General features: G+C 57.9%; 16 protein-coding genes. 9 read left to right on the top strand and 7 right to left on the bottom strand.

Annotation, left to right across the window (positions count from 1 at the left end):
- Nucleotides 1–105: 105 nt before the first annotated feature.
- From nlpI to mtr, 4 genes are all read left to right on the top strand, one after another.
- The gene (gene nlpI, locus HMPREF3096_RS24250) at nt 106–990 is read left to right on the top strand and encodes a lipoprotein NlpI (protein WP_002918241.1); all 885 of its coding nucleotides are present in this window, start codon (nt 106–108) and stop codon (nt 988–990) included.
- A gap of 104 nt (nt 991–1094) precedes the next feature.
- A complete protein-coding gene (yrbN, locus tag HMPREF3096_RS30645; protein WP_085903200.1) occupies nt 1095–1175 on the top strand; it encodes a protein YrbN in 81 nt (26 codons plus the stop codon).
- Nucleotides 1168–3099 carry an ATP-dependent RNA helicase DeaD gene (deaD, locus tag HMPREF3096_RS24245; protein ID WP_032731308.1) on the top strand — a complete coding sequence of 644 codons (1932 nt, stop codon included), beginning with the start codon at nt 1168–1170 and terminating at the stop codon, nt 3097–3099. The genes yrbN and deaD overlap by 8 nt, the downstream gene beginning before the upstream one ends.
- A gap of 143 nt (nt 3100–3242) precedes the next feature.
- A complete protein-coding gene (mtr, locus tag HMPREF3096_RS24240; protein ID WP_012540482.1) occupies nt 3243–4487 on the top strand; it encodes a tryptophan permease in 1245 nt (414 codons plus the stop codon).
- Nucleotides 4488–4531: 44 nt separating this feature from the next.
- Here mtr and HMPREF3096_RS24235 read toward each other — a convergent pair whose 3' ends face one another.
- The 3 genes from HMPREF3096_RS24235 to ubiU form a co-directional block, all read right to left on the bottom strand.
- On the bottom strand, nt 4532–5539 hold the full coding sequence (locus HMPREF3096_RS24235; RefSeq protein WP_070544659.1) for a luciferase-like monooxygenase: 1008 nt from the start codon (nt 5537–5539) through the stop codon (nt 4532–4534).
- Between the two features lie 143 nt (nt 5540–5682).
- Entirely contained in the window at nt 5683–6561 is an 879-nt protein-coding gene (locus HMPREF3096_RS24230) for a U32 family peptidase (RefSeq protein ID WP_032731306.1), read from the bottom strand.
- Nucleotides 6562–6566: 5 nt separating this feature from the next.
- Entirely contained in the window at nt 6567–7562 is a 996-nt protein-coding gene (gene ubiU, locus HMPREF3096_RS24225; RefSeq protein ID WP_004206164.1) for a ubiquinone anaerobic biosynthesis protein UbiU, read from the bottom strand.
- Nucleotides 7563–7783: 221 nt separating this feature from the next.
- On the opposite strand from ubiU, the gene ubiT reads away from it, so the two are divergent.
- The gene (gene ubiT / locus HMPREF3096_RS24220; RefSeq protein ID WP_008806622.1) at nt 7784–8308 is read left to right on the top strand and encodes a ubiquinone anaerobic biosynthesis accessory factor UbiT; all 525 of its coding nucleotides are present in this window, start codon (nt 7784–7786) and stop codon (nt 8306–8308) included.
- Entirely contained in the window at nt 8302–8805 is a 504-nt protein-coding gene (locus HMPREF3096_RS24215; protein WP_023298265.1) for a GNAT family N-acetyltransferase, read from the top strand. The genes ubiT and HMPREF3096_RS24215 overlap by 7 nt, the downstream gene beginning before the upstream one ends.
- Here HMPREF3096_RS24215 and HMPREF3096_RS24210 read toward each other — a convergent pair.
- A complete protein-coding gene (locus HMPREF3096_RS24210) occupies nt 8792–9082 on the bottom strand; it encodes a GIY-YIG nuclease family protein (protein ID WP_032731566.1) in 291 nt (96 codons plus the stop codon). The genes HMPREF3096_RS24215 and HMPREF3096_RS24210 overlap by 14 nt on opposite strands.
- Nucleotides 9083–9131: 49 nt before the next feature.
- Here HMPREF3096_RS24210 and HMPREF3096_RS24205 point away from each other — a divergent pair, with 49 nt between their 5' ends.
- A complete protein-coding gene (locus tag HMPREF3096_RS24205; protein ID WP_008806619.1) occupies nt 9132–9575 on the top strand; it encodes a YhbP family protein in 444 nt (147 codons plus the stop codon).
- Here HMPREF3096_RS24205 and HMPREF3096_RS24200 read toward each other — a convergent pair.
- Nucleotides 9537–10073 carry a type 1 glutamine amidotransferase domain-containing protein gene (locus tag HMPREF3096_RS24200; protein ID WP_008806618.1) on the bottom strand — a complete coding sequence of 179 codons (537 nt, stop codon included), beginning with the start codon at nt 10071–10073 and terminating at the stop codon, nt 9537–9539. The genes HMPREF3096_RS24205 and HMPREF3096_RS24200 overlap by 39 nt on opposite strands.
- Nucleotides 10074–10201: 128 nt before the next feature.
- Here HMPREF3096_RS24200 and HMPREF3096_RS24195 point away from each other — a divergent pair, with 128 nt between their 5' ends.
- Entirely contained in the window at nt 10202–10849 is a 648-nt protein-coding gene (locus tag HMPREF3096_RS24195; protein ID WP_016161870.1) for an NAD(P)H-binding protein, read from the top strand.
- A gap of 75 nt (nt 10850–10924) precedes the next feature.
- Nucleotides 10925–11965, top strand: coding sequence for a permease (locus tag HMPREF3096_RS24190; protein ID WP_008806616.1), 1041 nt, complete (start codon nt 10925–10927; stop codon nt 11963–11965).
- Nucleotides 11966–12086: 121 nt separating this feature from the next.
- Here the strand turns inward: HMPREF3096_RS24190 and dolP are convergent, their stop codons facing one another.
- Together dolP and diaA are read right to left on the bottom strand one after the other, a co-directional pair.
- On the bottom strand, nt 12087–12662 hold the full coding sequence (gene dolP, locus HMPREF3096_RS24185; protein ID WP_008806615.1) for a division/outer membrane stress-associated lipid-binding lipoprotein: 576 nt from the start codon (nt 12660–12662) through the stop codon (nt 12087–12089).
- Between the two features lie 9 nt (nt 12663–12671).
- On the bottom strand, nt 12672–13262 hold the full coding sequence (gene diaA / locus HMPREF3096_RS24180) for a DnaA initiator-associating protein DiaA (protein ID WP_002918211.1): 591 nt from the start codon (nt 13260–13262) through the stop codon (nt 12672–12674).
- Nucleotides 13263–13281: the final 19 nt, after the last annotated feature.

The following is a 13281-nucleotide window of genomic DNA, read 5'->3' as shown; positions in this document are numbered from 1 at the left end:
TGCCGTTAGCCCTCCGCTTTTGCGGAGGGCGTTTTACGGGCAGGACGCCTCGTTTGCAGCCGGGGAACAGGACGTTCATCCAATCGTTGTCTTCGGGAGTGGGAAATGAAGCCTTTTTTGCGCTGGTGTTTCGTGGCGACAGCTCTCACGCTGGCAGGATGCAGTAGCACCGCCTGGCGTAAGGACGCCGTCCTCGCAGTACCATTGCAACCGACTTTACAGCAAGAAGTGATTCTGGCACGCATGGAACAAATTCTTGCCAGTCGGGCTTTATCCGATGACGAACGCGCACAGCTTTTATATGAGCGCGGAGTGTTGTATGATAGTCTCGGTCTGAGGGCATTAGCGCGAAATGATTTTTCACAAGCGCTGGCAATCCGACCCGATATGCCTGAAGTATTCAATTACTTAGGCATTTACTTAACGCAGGCAGGCAATTTTGATGCTGCCTATGAAGCGTTTGATTCTGTACTTGAGCTTGATCCAACTTACAACTACGCGCACTTGAACCGCGGTATCGCCCTGTATTACGGCGGCCGGGCTAAGTTAGCGCAAGATGATCTGCTGGCGTTTTATCAAGACGATCCCAATGATCCTTTCCGTAGCCTGTGGCTTTATATCGCCGAGCGTAAACTCGACGAGAAGCGGGCGCTTGAAGCACTCAGAGAGCGCTTAAACAAGTCGGACAAAGAGCAATGGGGATGGAACATTGTCGAGTTCTACCTTGGCGACATTAGCGAAAAAGAGCTGATGACTCGTCTGAAGGCAGACGCAACGGATAACACCTCGCTCGCTGAGCATCTCAGTGAAACCAACTTCTATTTAGGTAAGTACTACCTAAGTCTGGGGGACAAGGACAGCGCTACGGCACTGTTCAAACTGGCGGTCGCTAACAACGTACATAACTACGTTGAGCACCGATACGCATTGTTGGAATTATCGCTCTTGGGCCAGGAGCAAGATGACCTGGCAGAATCGGACCAGCAATAGCTGACGAACACATCAGCCCATAGTTTTTTGCTTGCTATCACCTTTGCGGGTGAGGGCGTTGTTGTTCGTTAATACACCTACTTTGAGCCGGTTCACACTTTTCAATGAAAATTACCGTAAATTTTCACGATGAGTTATGTAGACTGGCCGCCATTAATTTTGAGGCACACGTACTACATGGCTGAATTCGAAACCACTTTTGCAGATCTGGGCCTGAAGGCTCCCATCCTTGAAGCGCTTAACGATCTGGGTTACGAAAAACCATCTCCGATCCAGGCTGAGTGCATTCCGCATCTGCTGGACGGCCGCGATGTTCTGGGTATGGCCCAGACCGGTAGCGGTAAAACCGCAGCGTTCTCTTTACCGCTGCTGAACAACATTGATCCTGAGCTGAGAGCACCACAGATTCTGGTGCTGGCGCCGACCCGCGAACTGGCGGTACAGGTTGCTGAAGCAATGACGGAATTCTCTAAACATATGCGCGGCGTAAACGTGGTTGCCCTGTACGGCGGCCAGCGTTATGACGTGCAGCTGCGCGCTCTGCGTCAGGGTCCGCAGATCGTTGTCGGTACCCCGGGTCGTCTGCTGGACCACCTGAAGCGCGGCACGCTGGATCTCTCTAAACTGAGCGGTCTGGTACTGGACGAAGCCGATGAAATGCTGCGCATGGGCTTTATCGAAGACGTAGAAACCATTATGGCGCAGATCCCGGAAGGTCATCAGACCGCGCTGTTCTCTGCCACCATGCCGGAAGCGATTCGTCGCATTACCCGCCGCTTTATGAAAGAGCCGCAGGAAGTGCGCATTCAGTCCAGCGTCACCACGCGCCCGGACATCAGCCAGAGCTACTGGACGGCCTACGGCATGCGTAAAAACGAAGCGCTGGTGCGCTTCCTGGAAGCGGAAGACTTTGATGCGGCGATTATCTTTGTGCGTACCAAAAACGCGACCCTGGAAGTGGCTGAAGCGCTGGAGCGTAGCGGCTATAACAGCGCCGCGCTGAACGGCGATATGAACCAGGCGCTGCGTGAGCAGACGCTGGAGCGTCTGAAAGACGGTCGTCTGGACATTCTGATCGCTACCGACGTTGCGGCCCGTGGTCTGGACGTTGAGCGTATCAGCCTGGTTGTTAACTATGACATCCCGATGGATTCCGAGTCTTACGTTCACCGTATCGGCCGTACCGGTCGTGCGGGTCGTGCTGGCCGCGCCCTGCTGTTCGTTGAGAACCGCGAGCGTCGCCTGCTGCGTAACATCGAACGTACGATGAAACTGACGATCCCTGAAGTAGAACTGCCAAACGCAGAACTGCTGGGCAAACGTCGCCTGGAAAAATTCGCGGCTAAAGTTCAGCAGCAGCTGGAAAGCAGCGATCTGGACCAGTACCGTGCGCTGCTGGCGAAAATCCAGCCGACGGCGGAAGGCGAAGAGCTGGACGTGGATACGCTGGCCGCCGCGCTGCTGAAAATGGCCCAGGGCGAACGTTCTCTGATCGTCCCGCCGGATGCGCCGATGCGTCCTAAGCGTGAGTTCCGCGATCGTGATGACCGTTTCGAGCGTCGTGGCGACCGTAATGACCGCGGCCCGCGTGGCGATCGTGAAGATCGTCCGAAGCGTGAGCGTCGTGATGTTGGCGAGATGGAACTGTACCGCATTGAAGTAGGCCGTGATGACGGCGTTGAAGTTCGTCATATCGTTGGCGCGATCGCTAACGAAGGCGATATCAGCAGCCGTTACATCGGTAACATCAAGCTGTTCGGTTCTCACTCCACCATCGAACTGCCGAAAGGTATGCCGGGCGAAGTACTGCAGCACTTTACTCGCACCCGCATCCTGAACAAACCGATGAACATGCAGCTGATGGGCGATGCGCAGCCGCGCACTGAACGTCGTGGCGGCGGTGAACGTCGTGAAGGCGGCCGTGGTTTCGGCGGTGAGCGTCGTGAAGGCGGCCGTAGCTTCGGTGGCGAACGTCGTGAAGGCGGTCGTGGTGATGGTCGTCGTTTCAGCGGCGAACGTCGTGAAGGCCGTGCGCCGCGTCGTGACGATGCAGCTGCGCCGCGCCGTGATGACTCCGCTGGTCGTCGTCGTTTCGGTGGCGATGCGTAATTAGCGCAACACGCTAGCGTAAAGTAAATAATACAGCCCCGATCGTCATGATTGGGGCTTTTTTTATTTCTTTTGTACTCGTGTACTGGTACAGTGCGTCGCACCCATTGTGGGAAAGTTTTTTTGACTGGAGATTTCGGTAAATGGCGACACTAACCACTACGACCACCCGACCGTCCCTGTTTGGCGGCGTGGTGATTATCGGCGGCACGATTATTGGCGCGGGCATGTTCTCGCTGCCGGTGGTGATGTCCGGCGCGTGGTTCTTCTGGTCGCTGGCGGCGCTGGTTTTTACCTGGTTCTGCATGCTGCACTCCGGACTGATGATCCTGGAAGCCAACCTCAACTACCGGATTGGCTCCAGTTTCGACACCATCACCAAAGACCTGCTCGGCAAGGGCTGGAACCTGGTGAACGGCGTGTCGATCGCCTTTGTGCTGTATATCCTGACCTACGCCTATATTTCGGCGAGCGGTTCGATCCTGCACCACACCTTCAGTGAAATGTCGCTGAACGTACCGGCGCGCGCGGCGGGCTTCGGCTTTGCGCTTCTGGTGGCATTTATTGTCTGGATGAGCACCAAAGCGGTGAGCCGCATGACGGCTATCGTGCTCGGCGCCAAGGTCATCACCTTCTTCCTGACCTTCGGCAGCCTGCTGGGACACGTCGAACCGACGACGCTGTTTAACGTCGCGGAGAAGAATGCCTCCTATGCGCCCTACCTGCTGATGACGCTGCCGTTCTGCCTGGCCTCGTTTGGCTATCACGGTAACGTGCCGAGCCTGATGAAATATTATGGTAAGGATCCGCGCACCATTACCCGCTGTCTGATTTACGGTACGCTGCTGGCGCTGGGTCTGTACGTGGTCTGGCTGCTGGTGACGATGGGCAATATCCCGCGTCCGCAGTTTATCGATATTGCGCAGAAGGGCGGTAACATTGATGTACTGGTACAGGCCCTGAGCGGCGTACTGAATAACCGCGGCCTGGATCTGCTGCTGGTAGTGTTCTCCAACTTTGCTGTCGCGAGTTCGTTCCTCGGCGTGACGCTGGGTCTGTTCGACTATCTGGCGGATCTGTTTGGCTTTGACGATAGCGCGATGGGGCGCTTTAAAACCGCGCTGTTGACCTTTATCCCGCCGATGCTCGGTGGGCTGGTGAAACCAGATGGTTTCCTTTACGCCATCGGCTATGCCGGCCTGGCGGCGACGGTATGGGCGGCCATTGTGCCGGCGCTGCTGGCCCGCGCTTCGCGTAAACGCTTCGGCAGCCCACAGTTCCGCGTGTGGGGCGGAAAAGCGATGATTGTGCTGATCCTGCTCTTTGGTCTCGGCAACGCGGTGGTGCACTTCCTGTCGAGCTTTAATCTGCTGCCGGTTTATCAGTAAGGTTAATGCCCGGTGGCATAACATCCACCGGGCTGACGTTTGTGTTACCCCAACAGCTCCTCTTTCACCTGCATCGCCAAATCAAACGAATGCAGGCGAGCCTGATGGTCGAAGATCTGGCCGTTGACCATGATTTCATCCGCCTCGGTTTCGCGCAGAATGGACTCTAAGCCGTGGCGGACTTTCGTTTTATCGCCGACCAGCGACATGCTTAACGCCTGCTGCACGCCATACTGCTCGGACGCTGACCACAGCTGATGCATATTTTCCACCGGCGGCGGCAGCTGTCCGGTTTCGCCGCGCCGCAGCTTAACGAACGCCTGCTGCATAGAGGTAAAGAGGAACTCCGCATCGCGGTTGCTGTCGGCGGCGATAATATTGATACACACCATCGCGTACGGTTTTTCCAGCCGCGCCGAAGGTTTGAAATTGCTGCGATACAGATGCAGCGCCTGGAACAGCATATCCGGCGCGAAATGCGAGGCGAAAGCAAACGGCAGGCCGAGCTGCGCCGCCAGCTGGGCGCTGTACAGGCTTGAGCCCAGCAGCCACACCGGAATTCGTTCGCCATAGCCGGGAACCGGACGCACGTGCGGGTTCGGATCGCGGGCGTCAAACCAGTCCACCAGTTCCGCCACGTCGCGCGGGAAGTTATCGACATCGCCGCTCATATGGCGGCGCAGGGCGCGCATGGTCGGCTGATCGCTGCCTGGCGCGCGGCCAAGGCCGAGATCGATACGCCCGGGATAAAGGGTATTCAGGGTGCCGAACTGCTCGGCGATCACCAGCGGTGAGTGGTTGGGCAGCATCACCCCGCCGGAACCGAGATGCAGAGTGGTGGTATTGGCGGCGAGATAGCCTATCAGCACTGAGGTCGCCGCGCTGGCAATGCCGACCATATTATGGTGCTCCGCCAGCCAGTAGCGGTGATAGCCGCGCGATTCGGCCAGCCTGGCGAGACCCAGAGAGTGGGTAAAGGCTTCTTTGGCAGAAGATCCTTGCGGGATCGGCGCCAGGTCGAGCACCGAGAACGGAACAGATTTGTCAGTCATAAAGGCTCACTTTGCTACAGCATCGTCATCAGATTGAAGGTCTTCTTCCAGCCTGGCGCATCCTGGACGCGCCAGCCAGAAAAGCTGCATCTTTAATAATGCATTAAAATCTGAGCACTGTTGTTAACAAAGTGAGCGGTTTATCAGGCTTGCAGCACCAGACCGGGCAGCCGTTTCCAGTAGCCGTTGCAATCACTATTGCTGGTAAGATCCAGTGGCGCAGCACCGTTTTCGTTGGCGCGGAAGGCCTCTAGCATAGCGAAGGTTTCGTTGCCCATCGGCGACAGGCGCACCATATCCACCAGGCCGTGCATCAAGGTTAACTCGTTGCCAAGGTTATAGACGTAGCCGCTCATCGTCTGGATACCGTTGAGCACGAACACCTGCTGGTTCTCCTGCGACAGCATGCTGCGTCCGGTCGGGTACTTGATGCAGCAGGTTTCGCATTCGTCCTTTGGCCGGTCTTCCGAGCGGGCGGTAAAGCAGCGCGCGGAATAGGCCAGCGGCAGATGGCCGTAGCTCAGCACTTCCACTTCAAACTGGTTGCGAATACCCAGCTCTTCGCACTGGGTCAGTAAATTTGCCAGCCAGTCGCGGGAAAGCTCTACCGGCATGCACCAACGCATCATGCCTTGTTTCAGCAGCAGGCGCAGAGTGACGGCGTTATAGCAGTTCAGCGCATGCCCGGCAACGAACGGCAGCTTGCGTTCGGCGCAGAGGTTCACCACGCCAAGGTCGCTGGCCTCAATCAGGAACTCGCCGTTAGCGACATAGCGCTTCAGTTCGCCCAGTTCGGAAGAGGCCTGCACCAGCGCGAGGGTAGACAGCACCACCTGTTTGCCGCTACCGGCCAGCGCTTTTGCCATCTCGATCCAGTCGCCAACTTTGGTGGCGCGGCGTTTGCTGCACACGGCTTCGCCGAGATAAATGGTGTCGGCGCTGCTGTTTGCCGCCTGCTGGTAAAAATCTTCCAGCGTCTCTTTTGGCCAGTAGTACAGCACCGGCCCTAATGAATATTTCATGTTTCTCACTGCCATTTACGGTGATAGGCGCCAAGGGTGGTTTGCGTCCCTTCGGACATCGAACCAAGGGTTTCCATCCAGGCGGATTGCGGCACAAAATTCTGCGGATCGGCTTTGCAGCGGTCGATCGCCTGGCGCCAGACTTTCGCCACCTGGGTGACGTACGCCGGGCTGCGCTGACGGCCTTCGATTTTCACCGAGGCGATATTGGCGGCCATCAGCTCCGGCAACAGCTCCAGGGTGTTTAGGCTGGTGGGTTCTTCCAGTGCGTGATAGCGCTCGCCATCGACCAGATAGCGGCCTTTGCACAGCGTCGGATAGCCGGCGTTTTCGCCATCCTGATAGCGGTCGATCAGCACCTCATTAAGGCGAGATTCCAGCCCCTGCGGCGTTTGCTGCCAACGCACGAAGCGGGCAGGTGAACAGGCGCCGACGGTATTCGGCGATTCGCCGGTCAGGTAGGAAGAGAGATAGCAGCGGCCTTCCGCCATGATGCACAGGCTACCGAAGGCGAAGACTTCCAGCGGCACCGGCGTGGCACGGGCCAACTGCTTCACCTGGTGAATAGATAACACTCGTGGTAGTACGACGCGTGCCACGTCAAAGTTGCGATGATAGAAGCGAATGGCCTCTTCATTGGTGGCGGAAGCCTGCACCGAAACGTGACGCTCAATGTGTGGATAACGCTCCGCGGCATACTCCAGCATGGCGATATCGGCCAGGATCAGCGCATCGGCGCCCAGCTGGGCGGCCATGTCCACCGCGCGCTGCCAGCGGGCGTAGCCGTCGGGATGGGCGAAGGTGTTGATCGCAATATGTAGCTTACGACGGTGCTGATGCACAAAGCTGACGGCTTCCTGCAGTTTCTTTTCGGTGAAATTAAGGCCGGCAAAGTGGCGGGCGTTGGTGTCATCTTTCAGCCCGATATAGACGGCATCGGCGCCGTTTTCGATGGCCGCCTTAAGCGCCGGAAGGTTACCGGCTGGGCAGAGCAGCTCCATAATTTTTCCTGAAAAATGCGGCCCGTCAGGGACGCTGAATGGTTAACGAGCAGGGATTTTAGTTAACCTTCTGGTGACAATTTTTGATTTGAGGCAGTTAAAAGTGTATTGGTGGCGCCAATAACTGGCGGCCGTCATCGCGTTTTTGTTGATTTACGCCGCTATGTTGTTTATGTGATATGGCACAATAGCGGAACAATTGCATTCATGGAGTAAAGCTTGTGTTGGATAAACTGCGTTCCCGGCTGGTCCACTTTGGCCCGTCTTTACTGAGCGTGCCGGTTAAGCTGGCGCCTTTTGCCCTCAAGCGCCAGGTGCTGGAGCAGGTGCTAAGCTGGCAGTTCCGTCAGGCGCTGGCAGAGGGAGAACTGGAGTTTCTCGAGGGGCGCTGGTTAAGTATTCATGTGCGTGACATCGGTCTGCTGTGGTATACCTCGGTAGTCGATGGTCGCCTGGTGGTCAGCCAGCAGGCCGACGCCGACGTCAGCTTCAGCGCCGACGCCAGCGATCTGTTAATGATTGCCGCGCGCAAGCAGGATCCGGATACGCTATTCTTCCAGCGTCGTCTGGTGATTGAAGGCGATACGGAGCTGGGGCTGTACGTAAAAAATTTGATGGACGCCATTGAGCTCGAGCAGATGCCAAAAGCGCTGCGCGTGATGTTGCTGCAACTGGCGGATTTTGTCGAAGCTGGACTGAAGAGCCCGCAGAAACCTGAACAGACATCGGTAGGTGAGGCATGCTGATTCGAGTGGAGATTGGGATTGATGCACCGGGAATCGACGCGCTGCTGCGTCGTACCTTCGGCCGCGATGCCGAAGCGCAGCTGGTGCACGATCTGCGTGAAGATGGACTGATCACGCTGGGGGTGGTGGCAACGGATGATGAAGGCCAGGTGATCGGTTACGTTGCCTTCAGCCCGGTTGCAGTGGAAGGTGAAGAGCTGCAGTGGGTCGGTCTGGCGCCGTTGGCGGTGGATGAACACTATCGTGGACAGGGCATTGGCCGGCAACTGGTCTATGAAGGGCTGGATTCGCTGAATGAGTTCGGCTATGCCGCGGTGGTGACGCTGGGCGACCCGGATTTATACCGTCGCTTCGGCTTTGAGCCGGCCGCGCGCTTCGATCTCCGCTGCCGCTGGCCGGACAGCGCGGAGGCGTTCCAGGTTCACCGTCTGGCGGATGACGCTCTCGAAGGCGTCCACGGCCAGGTAGAATACAGCGACCATTTTAATCATCTTTGAGCCTCGCCAGCAGGGTATCGAAGGCATCCTCTCCGGCAACGAGGCGCTCTTTTTCGCGCTTCGTTAGCTGCTTAACGCGATATTCCAGTCGCAACGCAAGTGAGTGTTCACCAACCTCGTGGCTAAAGGCCAGCAGCAGGTCGCCTTTACCGCGCAACGCCTTCGCGCCTTTTCCCGCCTGATGCTGGCGAAAGCGGCGCGGCACATCGGTGGTGATGCCGGTATAAAGGCGATTATCCGCGGTTCGAATGAGATACAGAAACCAGCACACGGTCACAAAGTCACTATGGTAAGGTGTGTGCACCATAGCATAATGGAGAAGAAAGATGGAAACCCTTGCTGCCATTGGTCGCTGGCTGAGTAAGCAGCACGTCGTCACCTGGTGCGTCTCCCGCGACGACGAACTGTGGTGTGCGAATGCCTTTTACGTCTATGACCCGGATACCGTGGCCTTTTATCTGCTCAGCGATGAGCACACCCGCCACGGTCAGATGACCGGCGAACGGGCGAAAGTGGCCGGTACGGTTAATGGCCAGCCAAAAACCGTGGCCCTGATCCGCGGCGTGCAGTTCAAAGGCGAGATCCGTCGTCTGAGCGGTGACGAAGAGGCGCGGATGCGCCAGCGCTACGTTAAGCGCTTTCCGGTGGCCCGCATGCTGTCGGCGCCGGTATGGGAGATTCGTCCGGACGAAATCAAGTTTACCGATAACACGCTGGGCTTCGGGAAAAAGTTACACTGGCGGCGTGATGCCGGCGCCGAGCAGGCGTAGCGCTTCGCGATTGAAGGCCGGCAGATCGTCCGGCGTTCTGCTGGTGACCAGCTGTTCGTTATCGACCACCACCTCCTGGTCGTAAAACTCGCCCCCGGCGTTTTTCACATCCACCACGATAGGCTTCACCGCCGTGAGCTTACGCCCGCGGATCACATCGGCGCTGATCAGCAGCTGTGGGCCGTGGCAGATGGCAAACACCGGCTTCCCGCCATTGACGAAATCGCGGGTAAAGGTGACGAAGCGTTCATCCCCGCGCAGCTGATCAGGGGAATAGCCCCCGGGCAGCAGCAAGGCATCAAATTCGCCCGGTGTGACGTCATCAATGGCTCTGTCGATGGCGACCTCCGCTTCTCCCTGTTTACCCTTCACCGTCTTGCCAGCCTGCTTTTCGATCGTGACGACCTGATGCCCGGCGAGCTTGAACGCGTCGGCGGGAGAGGTAAATTCAGAATCTTCAAAGTCGTCGGTAATGAGCACGGCTATCTTTTTACTCATGCTTCCTCCGCTATCTGGATGGTCAATGAGGTAATTCCATGATGATGGTGGATACTTACCTTGTAAGGTATTAAGCCTGGAACATGAGCCCGAAAGTGCAAGGCGGAGAATTCTGTAAAGGAGAATCAATGAGTCAGGTATTATTAACCGGTGCGACCGGGTTAGTTGGCGGTCACTTACTCCGGCTGCTGCAGAATGAGCCGAGCATCAGCACCATCGCCGCGCCGACGCGTCGCCCTCTGGCGCCGGCGGAAGGTGTCTTTAATCCCCACGATCCCCAGCTGACCGATGCCCTGGCGCAGGTAGTCGACCCGGTCGATATCGTCTTCTGTTGCCTGGGGACGACGCGTCGGGAAGCGGGAAGCAAAGAGGCCTTTGTCCATGCTGACTACACGCTGGTGGTTGATACCGCGCTGACCGGCAAACGACTTGGTGCGCAACATATGCTGGTGGTTAGCGCGATGGGCGCCAATGCCCACTCGCCGTTTTTCTACAATCGGGTGAAGGGGGAAATGGAGGCGGCGTTGATTGAACAGGCCTGGCCGCGGCTGACCATCGCCCGGCCGTCGATGCTGTCAGGCGAGCGGGAAAAAAAACGGGCCAATGAGACTTTCCTCGAACCGCTGTTCCGGCTGCTGCCAGGAAACTGGAAAGCGATTCCGGCCCGTGACGTGGCGATTGCCCTGCTGGCGGAGGCGCTGTCGCCCTCCCAGGAAGGCGTGCAAATTCTGACGTCATCCCAGCTGCGGGAGCGCGCCGCGCAGCAGGCTGAATAGCGTTTTGCAAACGCAAATATCCGGCGTACTATTCACGGCTTCAATTCATATCCACATTTCTTGCTGGGGAATGCTATGACTGGTCAGTCTTCATCTCAGGCGGCGTCACCGTTTCAATGGTGGAAACCCGCGCTTTTCTTTCTCGTCGTGATTGTCGGCCTGTGGTTCGTCAAATGGCAGCCCTATTACGGGAAAGCCTTCACCGCCGCGGAAACCCACAGTATCGGTAAATCCATTCTCGCCCAGGCCGACGCCAATCCGCTGAAAGCCGCGTGGGACTATGCGATGGTTTACTTCCTCGCCGTCTGGAAAGCGGCAGTGCTCGGCGTGCTGCTCGGGTCGCTGATTCAGGTGCTCATCCCGCGCGATTGGCTGCTGCGCACCCTGGGACAATCGCGTTTTCAGGGCACGCTGCTGGGGGCGATTTTTTCACTGCCTGGCATGATGTGCACCTGCTGCGCCGCGCCGGTCGCGGCCGGCATGCGTAAACAACAGGTGTCGATGGGCGGGGCGCTGGCGTTCTGGATGGGTAACCCGCTGCTCAACCCGGCGACACTGGTGTTTATGGGCTTTGTCCTGGGCTGGCAGTTTGCGCTGGTTCGCCTGGTCGCTGGCCTGGCGACGGTGCTGATTGTTGCGACCCTGGTGCAGAAATGGGTGAAAGAGGCGGCGACGCAGCCGGTAGCGGTGCCTGCTGCACCGTCTGAAGCGGCCAGAGACAGCTTCTTTAGCCGCTGGCTGCGGGCGCTGTGGACCCTGTTCTGGAACACGATCCCGGTTTATATCCTCGCGGTACTGGTGCTGGGAGCGGCGCGGGTCTGGCTGTTCCCGCACGCCGATGGCGCGGTGGATAACACGTTGTTCTGGGTCATCGCGATGGCGATCGCCGGCTGCCTGTTTGTGATCCCTACCGCGGCGGAAATTCCGATTGTGCAGACGATGATGCTGGCTGGCATGGGGACAGCGCCCGCGCTGGCGCTGCTCATCACTCTGCCGGCGGTGAGCGTGCCGTCGCTGATTATGCTGCGCAAAGCCTTCCCGGCCAAAGCGCTGTGGCTGACGGGCGGACTGGTGGCGCTGTGCGGGGCGATTGTCGGTGCGCTGGCGCTGGTGTAGTTTGCCGTAAACGTATGGATAGCCGGATTGGCTGCCGGGCGGCGGCTACGCCTTACCCGGCACACAACGGACAGGGGACGGTAGCCCGGCTAAGCGCAGCGCCAGCCGGGAGACTGCAGGTTTATTTGATGTAGGTAAAGGCGGTAGTCACCCGGGACACGCCGCTCACCCGGCTGGCAATATCCGCGGCAGCCCGGCCTTCGCGCTCGGTCACCAGCCCCATCAGGAAGACTTCGCTGTTTTCCGTGGTCACCTTCACGTTCGAGGATTTGACCTGATCGGTGCTCAGCAGCTGCGAACGCACCTTGGTGGTAATCCAGGTATCAGACGAGGCGGTCCCTAAACCAATCGGCTGGCCCTGGCGCACTTCATTAAACACTTCCGTGGTCCCTTCCACGCCCATGGCGATTTGCTTGGCGCGGGCGGAGAGGTCCGGCGTCGGCGACTGGCCGGTCAGCAGGACTTTGCCCTGATAAGCCGTGACGTTGATGCGGGCCTGTTTCTTAATCTGTTCATCTTTCGACAAGGCGCTATTGACGCGCAGTTCCAGGGTGCTGTCATCGACCTGGGTTCCCACCGTACGCGGGTCCGTTGCGGCTTTAGTGCCGACAGCTGCCGTTCCGACTACCGCGGCGGCAACGCAGCCCTGCAGCAATAGTGCAGAAAGTAGGATGGCGAGGGGCGAGAGAGCCTTCATGTGTTCTCCTTAATCGTCCTGGTGTGGAAAAAGGGTGTTATCTATCAAATCGCACAGACAGTTGACGGTTAGCATATGCATCTCCTGAATACGCGCGCTGCGATGCGAGGGGATGCGGATTTCGACATCCTGCTGACCTAAGAGGCCAGCCAGCTCACCGCCGTCATAGCCGGTTAACGCGACGATAGTCATGTCGCGAGTCACGGCGGCTTCCACCGCTTTGACGATATCCCGGCTGTTACCGCGCGTAGAGATCGCCAGCAGCACATCGCCGGCGTGTCCCAGAGCGCGCACCTGCTTGGCGTAGATCTCGTCATGCAGGCGATCGTTGGCGATGGCGGTTAAGACCACATTATCGGTATTAAGTGCAATGGCGGGTAAACCAGGGCGTTCCGTTTCAAAACGATTAATCATGCTGGCAGCAAAATGCTGTGCGTTGGCGGCGGAGGTGCCATTACCACAACAGAGGATTTTGTTGCCGTTGAGCAGGGACTGCACGAGCGTCATCGCCGCCCGGGAGATGGCGTCCGGGAGTGCTTCCGCTGCGGCAATTTGGGTTTGAATGCTTTCGGTAAAGCAGGCTTTGATTCTGTCGAGCACGGGATCCCTTACTTCTGGT

This window comes from Klebsiella sp. HMSC25G12 (assembly GCF_001807705.1).
GTDB lineage: Bacteria > Pseudomonadota > Gammaproteobacteria > Enterobacterales > Enterobacteriaceae > Klebsiella > Klebsiella variicola.
The sequence above is the reverse complement of the archived record's forward strand: the minus strand, read 5'-3'. Positions and strand labels throughout refer to the sequence as shown.